Origin of the sequence: Cellulomonas sp. Leaf395, assembly GCF_001424125.1 — a bacterium.
Taxonomy (GTDB): domain Bacteria; phylum Actinomycetota; class Actinomycetes; order Actinomycetales; family Cellulomonadaceae; genus Cellulomonas.
This window is the reverse complement of sequence record NZ_LMQI01000002.1, coordinates 735,669-752,973: the sequence shown is the minus strand read 5'-3', so window position 1 is coordinate 752,973 and position 17,305 is coordinate 735,669. Positions and strand designations below refer to the sequence as shown.

The 17,305-nt window shown below is 73.5% G+C and carries 13 protein-coding genes; 7 read left to right on the top strand and 6 right to left on the bottom strand.

The annotated features are described in order from the left end of the window. Positions 1-7: 7 nt before the first annotated feature. The 5 genes from ASG23_RS07685 to glgX all read right to left on the bottom strand — a co-directional run bounded on the left by ASG23_RS07685 (position 8) and on the right by glgX (position 8,983). Entirely contained in the window at positions 8-1,258 is a 1,251-nt protein-coding gene (locus tag ASG23_RS07685) for a maltokinase N-terminal cap-like domain-containing protein (RefSeq protein WP_056022480.1), read from the bottom strand. Further along, positions 1,255-2,931, bottom strand: coding sequence for a maltose alpha-D-glucosyltransferase (gene treS / locus ASG23_RS07680; protein WP_235520950.1), 1,677 nt, complete (start codon positions 2,929-2,931; stop codon positions 1,255-1,257). Before treS ends, ASG23_RS07685 begins: the two co-directional genes overlap by 4 nt. A gap of 86 nt (positions 2,932-3,017) precedes the next feature. Then, positions 3,018-5,039 carry an alpha-1,4-glucan--maltose-1-phosphate maltosyltransferase gene (locus ASG23_RS07675; protein ID WP_056022477.1) on the bottom strand — a complete coding sequence of 674 codons (2,022 nt, stop codon included), beginning with the start codon at positions 5,037-5,039 and terminating at the stop codon, positions 3,018-3,020. 70 nt (positions 5,040-5,109) lie between these two features. Further along, on the bottom strand, positions 5,110-6,756 hold the full coding sequence (locus ASG23_RS07670) for an FAD-binding dehydrogenase (RefSeq protein WP_056022474.1): 1,647 nt from the start codon (positions 6,754-6,756) through the stop codon (positions 5,110-5,112). 31 nt (positions 6,757-6,787) lie between these two features. Further along, positions 6,788-8,983 (bottom strand): glycogen debranching protein GlgX, encoded by a 2,196-nt coding sequence (gene glgX, locus ASG23_RS07665; RefSeq protein WP_056022471.1) that lies wholly within the window; start codon positions 8,981-8,983, stop codon positions 6,788-6,790. Positions 8,984-9,080: 97 nt separating this feature from the next. Between glgX and ASG23_RS07660 the strand changes: the two genes are divergently transcribed. From ASG23_RS07660 to ASG23_RS07650, 3 genes are read left to right on the top strand one after another with little or no spacing between them, the layout of a single operon-like run. Beyond that, positions 9,081-9,869, top strand: coding sequence for an electron transfer flavoprotein subunit beta/FixA family protein (locus ASG23_RS07660; RefSeq protein ID WP_056022469.1), 789 nt, complete (start codon positions 9,081-9,083; stop codon positions 9,867-9,869). Positions 9,870-9,894: 25 nt separating this feature from the next. Beyond that, on the top strand, positions 9,895-10,878 hold the full coding sequence (locus ASG23_RS07655) for an electron transfer flavoprotein subunit alpha/FixB family protein (RefSeq protein WP_056022464.1): 984 nt from the start codon (positions 9,895-9,897) through the stop codon (positions 10,876-10,878). Between the two features lie 51 nt (positions 10,879-10,929). Continuing rightward, complete coding sequence (locus tag ASG23_RS07650; RefSeq protein WP_082515941.1) at positions 10,930-12,441, top strand: outer membrane protein assembly factor BamB family protein; 1,512 nt, start codon at positions 10,930-10,932, stop codon at positions 12,439-12,441. 15 nt (positions 12,442-12,456) lie between these two features. On the opposite strand, the gene ASG23_RS07645 is transcribed toward ASG23_RS07650, so the two are convergent. Beyond that, positions 12,457-13,458 carry a phosphotransferase family protein gene (locus tag ASG23_RS07645; protein WP_235520932.1) on the bottom strand — a complete coding sequence of 334 codons (1,002 nt, stop codon included), beginning with the start codon at positions 13,456-13,458 and terminating at the stop codon, positions 12,457-12,459. A gap of 97 nt (positions 13,459-13,555) precedes the next feature. Between ASG23_RS07645 and ASG23_RS07640 the strand changes: the two genes are divergently transcribed. The 4 genes from ASG23_RS07640 to ASG23_RS07625 are packed head-to-tail and all read left to right on the top strand — an operon-like array spanning position 13,556 to position 17,266. Further along, the gene (locus ASG23_RS07640) at positions 13,556-14,746 is read left to right on the top strand and encodes a cysteine desulfurase family protein (RefSeq protein WP_056022457.1); all 1,191 of its coding nucleotides are present in this window, start codon (positions 13,556-13,558) and stop codon (positions 14,744-14,746) included. After that, entirely contained in the window at positions 14,746-15,861 is a 1,116-nt protein-coding gene (mnmA, locus tag ASG23_RS07635; protein WP_056022455.1) for a tRNA 2-thiouridine(34) synthase MnmA, read from the top strand. The genes ASG23_RS07640 and mnmA overlap by 1 nt, the downstream gene beginning before the upstream one ends. Beyond that, positions 15,858-16,880: a hypothetical protein gene (locus ASG23_RS07630; protein WP_056022452.1), complete on the top strand. Its 1,023-nt coding sequence runs from the start codon at positions 15,858-15,860 to the stop codon at positions 16,878-16,880. Before mnmA ends, ASG23_RS07630 begins: the two co-directional genes overlap by 4 nt. Then, positions 16,877-17,266 carry a hypothetical protein gene (locus tag ASG23_RS07625; RefSeq protein WP_056022449.1) on the top strand — a complete coding sequence of 130 codons (390 nt, stop codon included), beginning with the start codon at positions 16,877-16,879 and terminating at the stop codon, positions 17,264-17,266. Before ASG23_RS07630 ends, ASG23_RS07625 begins: the two co-directional genes overlap by 4 nt. Positions 17,267-17,305: the final 39 nt, after the last annotated feature.

The window sequence follows — 17,305 nt, the reverse complement described above, 5'->3', positions numbered from 1 at the left end:
CGTCCGGTCAGCCCGTCAGCCGCTCCAGTCCGGCGATCGGGATCGGCAGCCACGACGGGCGGTTGCGGGACTCGTACACGGCCTCGTAGAGCGTCTTGTCCAGCTCGAGGGCGCGCAGCAAGATCTGGTCCCCTCCTCCGTACCCGCGCAGCAGCCCGGCGCGGGCGTCAGCGGTCCAGGCTGCTGCGTCGGTACCCGTGAGCCCGCCGACGGCGGCGGCGTAGTCCACCGAGCGCAGCAGGCCGGCGAGGTCGCGCAGGGCGAGGTCGGGACGCGTGCGCTGCTCGAGGGGGGCAAGGGGCTCGCCCTCGAAGTCCATGATGAACCACGTGTCGTGCGACCGGAGCACCTGCCCGAGGTGCAGGTCGCCGTGCACACGCTGCCGCGGCGGTGCCGTCGCCAGGGTGCGGACCTCCTCCACGACCGCGGCGACACCGTCGGAGAAGCGCGCCAGGGCGGGCACGGCGGACAGCGCCCACGAGAAGCGGGCCGCGACCGCGCGGGCGACCTCCTGCGGCCCCTGGTCGATGACCTCCACGCCGTAGGCGGTCACGAGGGCGTCGTGCATCGTTGCCGTGACCGTGCCGAGGTCGGCGGCGAGAGAGGCGAAGGACTCGCCCCGGGCCGCGTACGCGCACGCCAGCTCGAACCCGTCCTCGGCAGCGTCGACGAACGACGCGAGCACGCCGAGATAACCGGTGACGAGCCCACCGTCGGGGCCGGGCCACTGTCCCTGGAGCCATGCGAGCGGTGCCGGGACGTACTTCCAGCCCACGGAGACCAGGTGGCGCGGGACGTCGACGTCGGGGTTCTCACCCGGCGCGACGGCGCGCAGCACCTTGAGGATGCCCGGTCGGGCGCCCGGCAGGATCACGGAGGTGTTGGACTGCTCGCCGGAGACCACGCGCGCCGACGACACGTCGACGTCGGCACCGGGTCCGTCCGCGACCGAGAGCCACGCGTGCAGGAACTCCGGACGGCCGGCCCCGTCCAGGACCGCCCGTCCGTCGAGCACGCCGATCGCGTCGTCGTGGACCCCGTCCGACAGCACGAGAGGCACCTGCAGGACGGCGTCGATGGACCCCGCGCGCGCCCGGACGAGCAGCACGGTCACGTCGGGCGCCAGCGGGAACGACCCGACGGCGGACAGCTCGACGGACTGCCCCTTGGCGGGGAACCAGCGGCGTGTCGGCAGCCAGTCCCGCAGGACGTCGAGCAGCCGCGCGTCGTCGGGGGAGGTGCGGGCGATCAGGCTCACGGGGCGGTCAGCTCCAGCCAGTAGAAGTCGCGGGAGCCGAGGGTGAACGACGCGGTCCCGTCGGCGCCGACCGCCGGGAACGGCGCGCCGCCGAACACGTCGTGCACCGACCAGCCCGCCCGGTTCCGCAGCGTCAGCGTCGCCGCGCGCGCCGTGGACGCCAGGTTGGCGACGACGAGGATGGTCTCGCCGGCCGTGTGCCGGCAGAACGCCAGCACCGAGTCGTTGTCGCAGGGCAGCACCTCGAAGGTGCCGGCGCCCAGAGCGGGGTGCTGCCGGCGCACGGTCAGCATGCCGCGGACCCAGTGCAGCAAGGACGTGGGCTGCGCCAGCTGTGCCTCGACGTTGGTGTGGCTGAAGTGGTGCACCAGCGACTGGACCAGCGGCAGGTAGAGCTTGCCCGGGTCGGCGGTGGAGAAGCCGGCGTTGCGGTCCGGAGTCCACTGCATCGGCGTGCGGACCGCGTCGCGGTCGGGCAGCCAGATGTTGTCACCCATGCCGATCTCGTCGCCGTAGTACAGGCACGGGCTGCCCGGCAGGGACAGCAGCAGGGCGTGCGCGAGCTCGATCTCCTTGCGGGAGTTGTCCAGCAGCGGGGCCAGCCGGCGGCGGATCCCGACGTTCGCGCGCATGCGGGAGTCGGGCGCGTACCACCCGTACATCGACGCGCGCTCCTCGGTGGAGACCATCTCGAGCGTGAGCTCGTCGTGGTTGCGCAGGAACGTGCTCCACTGGGCGCCGTTGTCCGGGATGGGCGGGGTGTCGGCCAGGATCTCCACGATGCTCGTGGCCTTCTGGTCCCGGATCGAGTAGTAGATCCGCGGCATCACCGGGAAGTGGAAGCACATGTGGCACTCGGGCTCGTGCTCGGTGCCGAAGTAGTGCACGACGTCCTCGGGCCACTGGTTCGCCTCGGCCAGCATGATCCGGCCCGGGAACTCCTCGTCGATCATCGCCCGGACCTTGCGCAGGAACGCGTGCGTCTCCGGGAGGTTCTCGCAGTTGGTGCCCTCGGCCTCGAACAGGTAGGGCACCGCGTCCAGCCGGAAGCCGTCCACGCCGAGGCCCAGCCAGAACCGGCCGACGTCCATCATGGCCTCGACCACGCGCGGGTTCTCGAAGTTCAGGTCCGGCTGGTGCCCGAAGAACCGGTGCCAGAAGAACTGCCGCCGCACGGGGTCGAAGGTCCAGTTGGACGTCTCGGTGTCGACGAAGATGATGCGCGCGTCCTGGTACCGCGTGTTGTCGTCGCTCCACACGTAGAAGTCCCCGTAGGGCCCCTCGGGGTCGGAGCGGGACGCCTGGAACCACGGGTGCTGGTCGCTGGTGTGGTTCATCACGAGGTCGACGACGATGCGCATCCCGCGGGAGTGCACCTGCTCGACGAGCTCGGTGAAGTCGGCCATGGTGCCGTACTGGCCGGCGATCGCGGTGTAGTCGGCGACGTCGTAGCCACCGTCGCGCAGGGGGCTCGGGTAGAACGGCGGCAGCCACAGGCAGTCGATGCCGAGCCACTGCAGGTAGTCGAGCCGGTCGATGAGGCCGCGCAGGTCGCCGCTGCCCGCTCCCGCGGAGTCGGAGAACGTGCGGAGCATGACCTCGTAGAAGACCGCGGTCCGGTACCACTCGCGGTCCTCCGCCACCTCTCCCGGTGGTTCGACGGGGTGCGGCATCGTGGGCTGGCGGCGCCCGGGCAGCATGATCTGCGCGGTCGTCGGTGCGGGCTCGCGCGCGTGCCGCCCGGTCCCGGGTGTCTCGGTCACGGCGCCACCAGGTTGACGACGTGCGCCGCCCGGATCATCGGGTCGAGCCGGACGAACACCGACGGGCCCCACTCGTACATCTCGTTGGACAGCACGTCGTGCGCGACGACGGGACGGCCCGGGTCCAGCCCGAACGCGTGCAGGTCCAGCGTGACGGTGCCGCTGCGCGCGTTCCACGGGTCGAGGTTCACGACGACGACGATCGTGTCGGCCCGGCCCGTCGGGGAGTGCTCGGCGTCGAGGTGCTTGGCGAAGGCCACCAGCGCGTCGTCCGACGTCGGGAGCACCCGCAGGTTGCGCAGCTGCTGCAGGGCCGGGTGCGCGTGCCGCAGCTCGTTGAGCCGACCGAGCAGGAGGTTCATGCCGATGGCGTCGGCCTTCGACCAGTCGCGGGGCTTGAACTCGTACTTCTCGTTGTCGATCTGCTCGTCGACACCCGGTCGCGGCACGTCCTCGACCAGCTCGTAGCCGGAGTAGATGCCCCACGTCGGTGCGCCGAGCGCGGCCAGCACGGCCCTGACCGCGAAGCCGCGCACGCCCGTGGCCTGCAGGTACGGGGGAAGGATGTCGTGCGTCGTCGGCCAGAAGCTGGGCCGCATCCACGCACCCTGCTCACCCGAGACCTCCTCGAGGTACTCGGTGATCTCGTCCTTCGTGTTCCGCCACGTGAAGTACGTGTACGACTGGTGGAACCCGATCTTGGCGAGCGTCGCCATCATGGCCGGCCGCGTGAACGCCTCGGACAGGAAGATGACCTCGGGGTGGTCGGCGCGCACCGACTCCAGGATCCGCGCCCAGAAGTTCAGCGGCTTGGTGTGGGGGTTGTCGACGCGGAACAACGTCACCCCGTGGTCGATCCACACCTGCAGGACCCGTCGGATCTCGGTGTAGATGCCCTCGGGGTCGTTGTCGAAATTCAGTGGGTAGATGTCCTGGTACTTCTTCGGAGGGTTCTCCGCGTACGCGATCGTGCCGTCGGCCCGCGTGGTGAACCACTCGGGGTGCTCGGTGACCCACGGATGGTCGGGGGAGCACTGCAGCGCGATGTCGAGCGCCACCTCCATCCCCAGGTCCCGCGCGGTCGTGACGAAGTCGTCGAAGTCCTCGAACGTGCCCAGGGTCGGCTCGATGGCGTCGTGCCCACCCGCGGGGGAGCCGATGGCGTACGGGGAGCCCGGGTCGCCGAGACCCGCGAAGAGCGAGTTGTTGGGGCCCTTGCGGTAGGTCTCGCCGATCGGGTGCACAGGCGTCAGGTAGACGACGTCGAACCCCATGCCGGCGATCCGGGGCAGGTCGAGGGCGGCGGTCCGCAGCGTCCCCGACTTCCACTTCCCGGCGGCCGGGTCGTACTGCGCGCCCTGCGAGCGCGGGAACAGCTCGTACCAGGAGCCCGCGAGCGCGAGCGGACGGTCGACGGTCAACGGGTAGGACGGTGAGCGGGTCACGCAGTCGCGCAGCGGGTGGGCCGACAGGGCGGCGTGCACCTTCCCCGAGAGCCCGGCCGACAGTCGCGCGTGCGGGCTGTCGCGGACGTCGCGCAGGCCCATGACCGCGTCCACCAGGACCCGGGCCGCGTCGCGCGGCATCGCGTCGGCACCCGTGCGCGCCGCCGCCCGCTCGAGCAGCAGGGCACCCTCGGCGAGCATCAGCTCCACGTCGATCCCGGCCTCGACCTTGATCGTGGCGTCGTGCACCCAGGTGCCGTACGGGTCCGACCAGCCCTCGACGCGGAACGTCCAGTCGCCGGTGCTGGTCGGCACCACGCGGCCCTCGAACCGGTCCAGCCCGGGGGCGATGTCGACCATCCGGTCACTCGCCCGGTCGACGCCGGTGGGGTCCGTCAGCACGACCGTGGCGGCCACCGCATCGTGCCCTTCGCGGAACACGGTCGCCTGGACAGGAACCGCCTCACCGACCACGGCCTTGGCGGGGAACCGTCCCGCCTCAGCGACGGGGGAGACATCGACGACGGGGATACGTCCGACAGAGGTGCCGAGGGGCACGGGGTGAAGCGTCACGCTCCCGAACCTATCCGTAGGTCCAGGCAGGGAGCATCCCGGAGCGCCGTCCGCGACGCTGTCACTCCCGTCACGCGCCCAGCGCGCGCCCCACGACCCGGCCCGTGAACAGGCAGCCGCCCAGGAACGTGCCCTCGAGCGCGCGGTGGCCGTGCACGCCGCCGCCGCCGAACCCGGAGGCCTCGCCGGCGGCCCACAGGCCTGGCAGCACCTCGCCGTCGGGTCGCAGCACGCGGCCCTCGAGGTCGGTGTGCAGGCCGCCGAGCGTCTTGCGGGTGAGCACGGAGAGGCGGACGGCGAGCAGGGGACCGTGCTCCGGGTCGAGGAGCCGGTGCGGCTTGGCCACGCGGATGAGCTTGTCGACGACGTAACGCCGCGCCATCGCCGTCGCGACGACCTGCGGGTCCTTGCCCAGACCGGTCTCCACCTGCCGGTCGCGCGCCACGATCGTGCGCTCCAGGGCGTCGGCGTCGATCCGCTCCGACCCGGAGAGCGCGTTCATCTTGGCGGCCAGCTCCGCCGGCGTGTCGGCCCAGAGGAACTCGTCGGACTTCTCCGCGAACGCCTCGACCGGCCCGACCGCGCCGGGCTTCACGCGCTCCAGCAGCAGCAACATGTCCTTGCCGGTCAGGTCCGGGTTCTGCTCCGAGCCGGACAGCGCGAACTCCGACCCGAGGATCGTCTTGTCGAGCACGAACCACGAGTGGTCGTCGCCACGCTCGGTGATGTGCCGCAGCGAGCCGAGGGAGTCGAAGCCGGGGAAGAGCGGGGGCGGCAGGCGGTGCCCGTCGGCGTCCAGCCACAGGCTGCTCGGTCCGGCCAGGATCCGGATGCCGTGCCGCGACCAGACCGGCGAGTGGTTGGTGATGCCCTCGGGGTAGTGCCACATCCGGTCCTCGTGGACCACCGCGGCGCCCGACTCCTTCGCGACGACGATGCCGGACCCGTCGACGTGGTCGGGCACGCCGGAGAGCATGCGGGCGGGGAGCAGGCCCGCGGAGGCCGGCCACGTCGAGCGGACCAGGTCGTGGTTGGCGCCGATCCCGCCGGTCGCGATGACGACGGCGCTCGCGGACAGCTCGAACGGTGCGACCACCTCGCGCGAGCTGGGCACGGCTCGTGCCGACCGGTCCGCCGCGAGGACGTCACCCCGGACGCCGGTCACGCGCCCGTCGGTGGTCACCAGGCCGGTCACGCGGTGCCGGAACCGCACGTCGACCAGGCCCCCGCGCCGGGCGTCGAGCAGGGCGCGGACGAACGGTTCGAGGATGCCGGGCCCCGTCCCCCACGTGACGTGGAACCGGGGCACGGAGTTGCCGTGGCCGTCGGCCAGGTAGCCGCCGCGCTCCGCCCACTGCACCAGCGGGAACCAGCGCACCCCCTGGGCGTACAGCCACGAGCGCAGGTCCCCGGCGGCGAACTCGACGAAACCCTCCGCCCACGCGCGCCCCCAGCGGTCGGAGCCGTCGTCCGCGAAGTCGGCGGACCCGAACCAGTCGGCGAGCGCCAGCTCCGCGGAGTCCTTGACCCCGAGGCGGCGTTGCTCGGGGGAGTCGACGAGGAACAGCCCGCCGAACGACCAGAAGGCCTGACCGCCCAGGCTCGCCGCGGGCTCCGCGTCGAGCAGGGTGACCCGGCGACCGGCGGCGACCAGCTCGGCGGTGGCGACGAGCCCGGCGAGGCCCGCGCCGACGACCACGACATCGGAGTGCGTCATGGTCCGCAACTCTACGATCCGTGCGGCCAGGTCAGTCGAGCACGTAGACCCGCATGCTCAGCGCCTCGACGACCGTCGCCTCACCCGGCTCGGCGTGCAGGCTGCCCTCGATCGCGGCGGCCCGCTCCTCGGCCGGGTTCTCCCAGACCGAGTCCCACGCGAGGCGCCACCGGCCGCCGTGGTCGTCGGCGAGGATCAGGTGCACCGCGTCGAGAGACCCGTTGATGACCAGCAGCACGGCGTCCTGCTCGGGCAGCGGCGCCGTCCGCACCATCTGGATCGTGCGGATCGACGGGTCGTGCCACCGGTCGTGGTCGAACGCGACGCCGAGCGCGTCGAACCAGGCGAGGTCCGGCCGTCTGCCCGGCACGGACGGGCGACCGGTGTAGAACCGCTCCGAGCGCAGCGCGGGGTGCTCCCGACGCAGCAGCAGGAGCCAGCGGGCGGTCGCGAGCAGGTCCGCGCGCCACGACGTCACGTCCCACCGGACCCAGGAGATCTCGTTGTCCTGGCAGTACGCGTTGTTGTTGCCCTGCTGGGTGCGGCCCATCTCGTCGCCGGCCGTGATCATCGGCGTGCCCGCGGCGAGCACCAGGGTGGCGAACAGGTTGCGGATAGAGCGCCGTCGCAGGGGCACGATGTCGACCGCGGGGGAGTCCGGCCCGACGTGGCCCTCGATCCCGTGGTTCCACGACCGGTTGTCGTCGCTCCCGTCGCGGTTCTGCTCGCCGTTGGCCGCGTTGTGCTTGTGGTCGTAGGCGACCAGGTCGGCCAGCGTGAAGCCGTCGTGCGCGGTGACGTAGTTGACCGACGCGCCCGGGCCCCGGACCAGCGGCGGGTCGCTGTGCCCGAAGAGGTCGACGGACCCCGCCAGCCGGGTGGCAAGGTCGCGGACGCGGTGGCCGGGCAGACCGTGCGCGGCGCGGCCGGGGTCGGCGAGCCAGAACGAGCGGGACGCGTTGCGGAAGCGGTCGTTCCACTCGCCGAACGGCACAGGGAACTGCCCGGTGCGCCATCCGCCGGGGCCGACGTCCCACGGTTCCGCGACGAGCTTGAGCCCGTGCAGCGACGGGTCGAGCGCCATCGCGACGAGCGCCGGGTGGTCGGGCGAGAATCCGCCCGGGTCGCGGCCGAGCGTCACGGCCAGGTCGAAGCGGAACCCGTCGACACCCACGACGTCCGCCCAGTACCGCAGCGAGTCGAGCGTCATCCGGACCACCTCGGCCCGGCGGAAGTCGAGCGTGTTCCCCGTGCCGGTGACGTCCGCGAGCGCGGCGGGCGCACCGCCGTCGTGCGCGTAGTACGTGGCGTTGTCGAGGCCGCGCCAGGACAGGTGCTGGCCGGGCAGCCCACCTTCGCAGGTGTGGTTGTAGACGACGTCGAGCAGCACCTCGAGGCCGGCCTCGTGCAGCGCGTGGACCGCGCCGCGCAGCTCGGCGAGAACCGCTGCCGGGCCCGCCGCCCGCGCGGCGGCGGTCGCGAAGGCCGCGTGGGGGGCGAAGAAGCCGAGCGTGCTGTAGCCCCAGTAGTTGGTGAGGCCCTTCTCGACGAGGTGCGGCTCTGACGAGAACGCGTGCACCGGGAGCAGCTCGACCGCGGTGACGCCCAGCCCCAGCAGGTGGTCGACCACGGCGGGGTGCGCCAGGCCCGCGTAGGTGCCGCGCAGCGTCTTCGGCATCCGGTCGTTCAGGGCGGTCAGGCCGCGGACGTGGGCCTCGTAGACGACCGTGCGGGACCACGGCGTCCACGGGCGGTTGGTGGTCGGGTCCGGCCCCGGCAGGTCGCGGGTGTCCACGACGACCGAGTACGGGACGTGACCCGCGGAGTCGCGAGGGTCTGCGGGGCCGTACGGGTCGCCCGCCAGGTCGGGGCCGACGAGGTGGCCGTACGTCTCGGGCGTGTGCGCGACGTCGCCGTCGAGCCCGCGGGCGTAGGGGTCGACCAGCAGCTTGGCGGGGTTGTACCGGTGACCGGCCGCGGGCTCCCACGGTCCGTGCGCGCGGAACCCGTACCGTTGGCCCGCCCTGACACCGGCGACGGAGGCGCTGAAGACCCCGTGCCCGCCGGCCGCGAGGGGAATCCGGGTCTCGCTGGGCTGGTCCGTCCCGTCGAACAGGCAGAGCTCGACGCCCGTGGCGTGCGAGGCGTAGACGGCGACGTCCACGCCCGCGTCGGTGACGTGCACTCCGAGGCGTGGCGTGCGCCGGTGGGGGGAAGGCGGGGTCACCGGGACATTGTGGGGGAACGAAGCCCACACGTGTCAGTCGTCTCCGCCCCTGGACCAGGTACTCGTGCGGTCCGGGGCGGGAGGTAACGTTCCGCGGGTGAGGATCGTCGTCTGCGTGAAGCATGTCCCTGACATCCAGTCCGAGCGGGCTCTGGGCCCCGACGGTCGCGTGGTTCGCGACGGCGGGGACGGCACCCTGAACGAGCTGGACGAGAACGCCCTCGAGGCGGCGCTGGCACTCGTGGAGGCTGCTGGGGGGTCGGTGGTGGCCCTGACCGTGGGCCCCGACGACGCCGTGGACGCGGTCCGCCGCGGCCTCCAGATGGGTGCCGAGGACGCGGTCCACGTGGTCGACGACGCGGTCGCCGGCTCGGACGTCGTCGGAACGGCCCGGGTGCTCGCCGCCGCGATCCGCCACCTGGACGCCCAGGAGCACGTCGACCTGGTCGTCCTGGGCATGGCCGGACTGGACGGTCTGACGTCGCTGCTGCCGACCGCGCTGGCGGAGCTGCTGGACCTGCCGGCGCTGCCGCTCGCCGCCGAGCTGACGGTCGACGGGTCCACGGTGCGGGTGCGTCGCAACCTCGACCACGCCTCGGAGGTGCTCGAGGCCACGCTGCCGGCCCTGGTGTCCGTGACGGACCAGGCGAACGAGCCGCGCTACCCCAACTTCAAGGGCATCATGGCGGCTCGCAAGAAGCCCGTCGCCACCCTGACGCTGGCGGACCTGGAGGTCGACGCCTCGCGCGTCGGGCTGCTCGGGGCCCGCACCGAGGTGCTCGAGGCCGCCGCCCGACCGCCTCGCGAGAACCGCGTGCTCGTGCAGGACACGGGCGACGCCGGGGTCCGCCTCGCCGCGTACCTCGTCGACAACCAGCTCGTCTGACGTCCCGAACCGAAGGATCGCCGCTGTGACCGCACCCGTGCTCGTGCTCGTCGACCACACCGTGGACGGAGCCGTCCGCGCCCCTGTCCGGGAGCTCCTCACGCTCAGTCGCGAGCTGTCGGGCGGTGCCGGTGTGCACGCCGCGTGGACCGTCGACGGTGTCGAGCCGTCGCCCGAGGTCGTCGCCGAGCTCGCCTCGCTCGGCGCCACCCACGTCCACCGCGTCGTCGTCGACGCGGACCCGCACCTGTCGGCCGTGCTCGCCGAGGCGCTCGCGTCGCTGCTGGACGCCACCGGTGCCGGGCTCCTGCTCGTGGTCTCCTCGTTCGAGAACAAGGAGGCCGCCGCGCGCCTCGCGATCAGCACCGGGGCCGGCGTCGTCACCGACGCGGACGGCCTCGCCCTCGTCGACGGCAGGTATGTCGCGGCGAAGACCGTGTTCGCCGGCACCTGGAACACCACCTGCGCGGTCACGGCCCCGCTGGCGATCGTCGCGCTCAAGCCGAACTCGGTGCAGCCGTCGGTGGTCGAGGGAGCTCCGCAGGCACAGATCGGCGAGCACGTCGTCGCCGTGAGCGACAAGGCGCGACGCGTCACGCTGGTCGAGCGCACGGAGCGGCCCGCGAGCGGTCGGCCCGACCTCGGGAGCGCGAGCGTCGTCGTCGCCGGCGGTCGTGGCACCGAGGGGGACTTCTCGGTGGTCGAGGAGCTGGCCGACGTGCTCGGCGCGGCCGTGGGCGCCACGCGTGTGGCCACCGACGAGGGCTGGATCGGGCACGACGCGCAGATCGGCCAGACGGGCGTCACCATCGCGCCGCGGCTGTACGTCGGCGTCGGTGTGTCCGGTGCCGTGCACCACCGTGGCGGCATGCAGGCCTCCGGCACGATCGTCGCGATCAACTCCGACCCCGACGCCCCGATCTTCGAGATCGCGGACTTCGGCGTCGTCGGCGACCTGTTCACCGTCGTGCCGCAGGCCGCCGCGGAGATCCGCCGCCTGAAGGGCTGATCGGCGGCGCAGGCTCTGGGGTGCGCGGGCTCGCGGGCGGATAATCCGGCCATGGGGCGTCGCGTGGGGATGGAGCCGGTCGAGCTCGTCGAGCGCGACGACCTGCCCCGGCGCCTCGGCGAACCCGGCGGACCCGGCGGACCCGGCGGACCCGGCGAGCCTGAGCCGGCTCAGCGGCGCAGGTCGCGACGGTGGCTGCTCGTCCCGGTGCTCGCCGTGACCGTCGCACTCGTCGGCGCGCAGGCCGTCGTGGAGCTGCGCGACCGCGCTGCCGTCGCGGCGCTCGCCCAGGTGCCCGGCGTCGTCCGACCCGTCGACGAGGACCTGCGGATCCGCTGGACGCTGGACGCCAGGACCGAGTGGGTGCCCTGGGCGGAGCTGACCGGCAGCATCCTGGTCGGCCTGCGGCGCGAGAGCGACGGGTCGCAGGCGCTCGTCGCGGTCGAGGAGCTGACCGGCGAGCGCCGCTGGACCACGCCCCTGGCCGACGCGCACGTCGTCGAGCGCACGGACGAGGGGTTCGACCACGTGGGTGGATGTGTCCTCGAGCCGGGGGAGGCCCGACGGGTCGTGTGCCTGGTCACGGACGCCTACCTCGGTTTCCGGCAGACGGAGACCGTGCTCGTCCCGTCCGCGCTGAGCCGGCTCGTGGTCGCGGACGTCGCGGACGGCTCCGTCGTGGCCGAGCGGGAGGTGCCCGGGGCAGTGGCGTTCACCGTGCTCCCGGGTGCCGTCGCAGTCGGGGTCCCCCGCTCCGACGGCGCGCTCGTCGTGACCGCGACCGACCTGCTGACCGACCGGCAGCAGTGGCAGTCGGTCGTGCCGTCCGCCGGCGACGAACCCGACGACGGTGGCTTCCTCGATCGGTCCACGGAGCTGATCCGGACGGCGGACGGGCTCGCTGTCGTGACGGCCGGTCGCCGGATCACCGTGCTCGATGGCGGGCCGGCACGCACCGTGATGCAGGCGAGCAACGGCTACACGGCGGACTCGCGCCTCGGCATCGTGGCCGCGTTCGGGCAGGACGACGAGGGTCGTGAGACGACGACGATCAGCGGCAGTGGTCCGGAGCTCGTGCTCCCGGGACGGCTGGTGCGCGTCTCGGCCGACGACGGCAGCCTCTCCGACCTCGTGCTCACGGTCGGCTCGAGGACCCGCGCGTACGACCGCTCCATCGGACGCGAACTGTGGGACGTCGGGCACGGTGTGTCGGGCGCGGCGGTCGTGGCGCGAGGGCGGGTGTACCTGAGCACCCCGGACGGGGTGGTGGCGATCGACGGCTCCACCGGTGCGGAGCTCTGGCAGGCCCCCGTTCTCGAGGGACGCACGATGGGCGACCTCGTGACCGACGGGCACCACGTCCTGAGCGGCCAGCAGCGGCCCGAGGAGCCGGGCGCCGCCACGGCTCTGAACGACTGGCCGGGTGTCGGGGAGCTCGTCGCGTACCGGTTCGAGGACGGCAGCGAGGACTGGCGCGTCGACCTGCCCGGAACCCTGCTCGGCGTGGCATCCGAGGGGCACACGCTCATCGGCTGGGGGAACAGCGCGGCTGTCCTCGGCTGACGCCCGCCGACCTCGTCAGGACAGCTCGCGCAGCCAGCGGACCGTCGCCACACCCTGTGCGGCCTGGAACCGTCGCAGGTTCGGGATGCCGAGGGGTGCGGGCTGGCGCGAGCTCCACGCGAAGTACCCGGACAGCCCGGCCAGGCCGGCCCGCAGGTCGTCGTCGTGCACCCCGTCCGAGACGGGGTGGTTCCGGAAGTTGGTCGCCGGGTCGCCGCCACCCTGCAGCGCCACGCTGGGCAGCATGAACGCCAGGTCGAGCCAGGGAGCACCGACGCTCGCGTGCGGCCAGTCGATGATCCAGACCTGGTGCTGGTGGTCGGGGTCGATCATGACGTTGTCGGCGCGCAGGTCACCGTGCACGAGGGAGTCGCCGGCGCACACGCGCAGCGACTCCTGCTCCCAGCGGACCAGCTGCTCCACGTTGGCCAGCGCCCAGCGGCCGATGTCACCGGCGAGGTCCGCGTACTCGCGCTTGGTCTCGTCGTCGAGCGCGTGCAGCTTGCGCCAGCCGGTGAAGTCCTCGGCCAGCTGGTCGTCGGTGCGCGGCAGGGTGTGCCCGGGCAGCGGCTCGGCGTCTGCGAGCGCTCCCACGGCGTCGGCCACGGCGCGCAGGTCCTCGGGCTTCCAGGGCAGCTCGGGGGAGCGGCCGTGCACCACGTCGAACCCGAGGATCACCCAGTCGCCGTCGTCGGAGGACCACAGGAGGTTCGGTGCGGGGACCTGCGGGGGCAGCGCGCGGGACACCCGGATCTCGGCGCGGGCGAGGTCGGGGGAGACGGGGTTCTGCTCGCCCGAGACGGCCTTCACGAACACGCCGCGGCCGTCCGCGAGCTCGAGCACGGCGGCGAACCCGGGGCTGAACCCGCTGGTGGCGCTGATCTCTGCCGTGACCTGAGCGCCCGCCAGCTCGGCGATCCGCGTCCGCACGTGCCGGGGGAGATCGCGCCAGTCCAGCCGCTGGCCGCTGAAGGCGCGCGGGAGGGCAATGACGTCGTCGGCACTCACGCCGCACATCCTGCCAGGTCGCGCGGTGTGCCCGGTGGGTGGTCCCACGGACTGTCGGGGCGGGCTGCGGTCGGAGAGATACCCGTCCCTTCGTAGACTGGAGCCGATGAGCGTGTATCTCGACCATGCGGCGACCACGCCCATGCTCCCGGAGGCCGCGCGGGTGCTCGCTGAGCAGCTCGTGCGCACCGGCAACCCCTCCTCCCTGCACGGGTCCGGTCGTGCGGCCCGTCGGGTGGTCGAGGAGGCCCGGGAGCGGCTCGCCGCGGCGCTCGGTGCGCGGCCGAGCGAGGTGGTCTGGACCTCGGGCGGCACGGAGGCGGACAACCTCGCGATCAAGGGGATGTTCTGGTCCCGACGGAACCAGGACGGCCGGCGTCGGCGGTTGCTGGTGTCCGCGGTGGAGCACCACGCCGTGCTGGACCCCGCGTTCTGGATGGCCGAGCACGCCGGGGCCGAGCTCGTGCTCCTGCCGGTCGACGGCGACGGGATGGTCGACGTCGACGCGCTGCGCGAGGAGCTGGAGCGCAGCGGCGACCAGGTTGCGCTGGTCTCCGTGATGTGGGCGAACAACGAGGTCGGCACGATCCAGCCGCTCGACGACGTGGTCGCGCTCGCGCGCCGGTACGGCGTGCCCGTGCACGCGGACGCGGTGCAGGCCGTCGGCCAGGTGCCGGTCGACTTCGCTGCGTCGGGGCTCGACGCCATGACCGTGAGCGGGCACAAGGTGGGCGGTCCCGGCGGCGCCGGTGCGCTCCTGGCGCGACGCGGCCTCGACCTGACTCCCGTGCTGCACGGGGGTGGGCAGGAGCGTGGCGTGCGGTCGGGCACCCTCGACGCCGCCCTGCTCTCGTCGTTCGGGCTGGCCGTCGAGCAGGCGGTCGGGAGCCGCGCGGAGTTCGCCGCCCGCGTGGGGACGCTCCGCGACACCCTGGTCGAAGGTGTCGAGGCCCTGGTCCCCGAGGCGGTGCTGCGCGGACCGCGGGACCCGTCGCGGCGGCTGCCCGCCAACGCCCACTTCACGTTCCCCGGCTGCGAGGGTGACTCGCTGCTCTACCTGCTCGACTCCGCAGGGATCGAGGCGTCGACCGGGTCCGCCTGCCAGGCCGGGGTGCCTCGGCCCAGCCACGTGCTGCTCGCGATGGGGGTCGACGAGGTGGCCGCGCGCGGGGCGCTGCGGTTCAGCCTGGGCCACCCGTCGACCGCGGCCGACGTCGACGCGCTGCTCGCGGCCCTGCCGGGCGTCGTCGACCGCGCCCGCGCCGCCGGTCTCGCGACCGTCGGGACGGTGACCTGATGCGCGTCCTGGCAGCCTTGTCCGGTGGTGTCGACTCCGCGGTCGCCGCGGCCCGCGCCGTCGACGCCGGGCACGACGTCGTCGGCGTGCACATGGCCCTGTCCCGCAGCCGCGACCAGTTCCGCACCGGCTCGCGCGGGTGCTGCTCGATCGAGGACGCCGGGGACGCCCGCCGTGCGGCCGACGTTCTGGGCATCCCGTACTACGTGTGGGACCTGTCCGAGCGGTTCGAGGAGACCGTCGTCGCGGACTTCGTCGCCGAGTACGAGGCCGGTCGCACCCCGAACCCGTGCGTGCGGTGCAACGAGCACATCAAGTTCGCCACGCTGCTGGACAAGGCCGTCGCCCTCGGGTTCGACGCCGTCTGCACCGGGCACTACGCGCGCATCGAGACCGGTCCCGACGGCACCCGCGAGCTGCACCGCGCGCGGGACCTGGCCAAGGACCAGTCCTACGTGCTGGCGGTGATGGGCCCCGAGCGCCTCGCGCGCTCGATGTTCCCGCTGGGGGACGTCGCCTCCAAGGAGGAGACCCGGGCCGAGGCGGCCGCGCGCGGGCTGTCCGTGTCCGCCAAGCCGGACTCCTACGACATCTGCTTCGTCGCCGACGGGGACACCCAGGGCTTCCTGCGCTCGCGGCTCGGGTCGCAGCCGGGCGAGATCGTCGACGGCTCCGGTGCGGTGCTCGGGCAGCACGACGGCGCGTACGCGTTCACCGTCGGGCAGCGCAAGGGCCTGTCGATCGGCCGCCCCGCCCCCGACGGCAAGCCGCGGTACGTGCTCTCCGTCGAGCCGGTGCACAACCGGGTGGTCGTCGGCTCCGTCGACGAGCTGGCGGTGCAGGCCGTCGAGGCGGACCGCGCGGTCTGGTTCGCCGACGCGGACGACGGCACGTTCGCGTGCGCGGTGCAGGTCCGCGCGCACGGAGACGCGGTGCCGGCCCGGGCCAGCGTGCGGGACGGCGCCGTCCAGATCGCGCTCGATATCCCCGGCGCCCTCCGCGGCGTCGCCCCGGGGCAGTCGGCCGTGCTGTACGACGACACCCGCGTGCTCGGCCAGGCCACCGTGACCGCCGCCCTCCGCTCACCGGGCGCCACCTCGGGTCTCGTCAGGTGAGCGGCGGACGGCCGGGCGTCACGGGCACCGGGCCGTGGCCGGGCCTGGACGTGCTGGAGGCGCAGACCGTCGTCGTGGGCGACCTCGTCGACACCCCGTCCGAGATCCTCGGCCTCCCGTTCACCGTGACCCTCGCCGAGCGTGGACCGTGGGGCGACCGGGTCGGCCGCGCTGCCGCGCTGCTCGCGGAGCTGCCCACCGAGCTCGGGCCGCACGGCTGGAAGCTCGCCGACCGGCCCAGCCGTGACCTGGCCCTCGCGCAGGCCTACCTGCGCGAGGACGTCGACGCGCTCGCGGTCGCCGGGCACGGATGGGCCGGACCGCTCGTCGTTCCGGTGCTGGGTCCGATGACGCTCGCCGCGTCCCTCTACCTCGCCCGCGGGGACCGGGTGGTGTCCGATGCCGGCGCCGTCCGTGAGCTCGCCGCGTCCCTGGCCGCCGGCCTGGCCGAGCACCTCGCCGCGATCCGCCGCTCGGTACCCGGCGCGGAGCCGACCGTGCTGCTCCACGAGCCCCTGCTCGCGCAGGTCATGGCCGGGGTGCTGCCGTCGTTCTCCGGCTACTCCGCGCTGCGCTCGGTCCCCGGTCCCGTGGCGGCCGAGCGGATCGGCGAGGTGGCGCGCGCCCAGGAGGATGCCCGCGTGATCGTGCACGGCGGCACCGCGTGGACCTCCCTCGGGGCGATCCGCGCGGCCGCCGTCGACGGGTTCGCGCTCGCCGTCCCGGCGCTCGACGAGCGCAGCTGGGAGAAGGTCGCCGAGGTGGTCGAGGGCGGGCTCGCGTTCTGGCCCGAGCTGGCGCCGCAGGCCTCCTCGCAGTGCGCCGGTCCCGACGTGGCCGGCCAGGCCGATACGCTCACCCGGCCGTGGCGGTCCGTGGGGCTGCCGATGGCGGGACTGCGCGACGTCGTGCTCCTCGCGGGCGACATCACCGGCACGGGCAGCCCGGACGACGCCCGGGCGGTGCTGGCCGGACTGGTCCGGGCCGCGCGGATCGTGGCCGAACGAGCGGAGGCATGACGGTGGCTGCACAGCCGAGCGTGAGGCGCGCGCTGGCGCTGCTCGTCGGGTCCGGGGCGGCGATCGTCGGGATGGTGCTGCTGGTCATCTGCTACACCGGCATCGGCGTGACCACCCTGACCGCCACGAAGGACGACCCCGACCCGTGCGTCGAGGCCTACGCCGCCGGGACCGACTCCGCCACCGTGCGCTACACCGTCGTCCCGCCGAAGGCCATCTGCACGTGGGACGTCGACGGCGAGCCGACGGAGGTCGTCGTGGCTGCCGCGTCGGTCCCGCTGTTCGCCACCGGGGCGGTGCTCGCCGTCGGTGGCGTCCTGGTGTGCGGGGTGCTGGTGGTCGGGCCGTGGCTCCAACGCCGGCGATCGCCCTCGCCCACCGCCTGAGCTCGTCGAGGGCCCGGCGGCGTGGACGGCGCGGGTGTG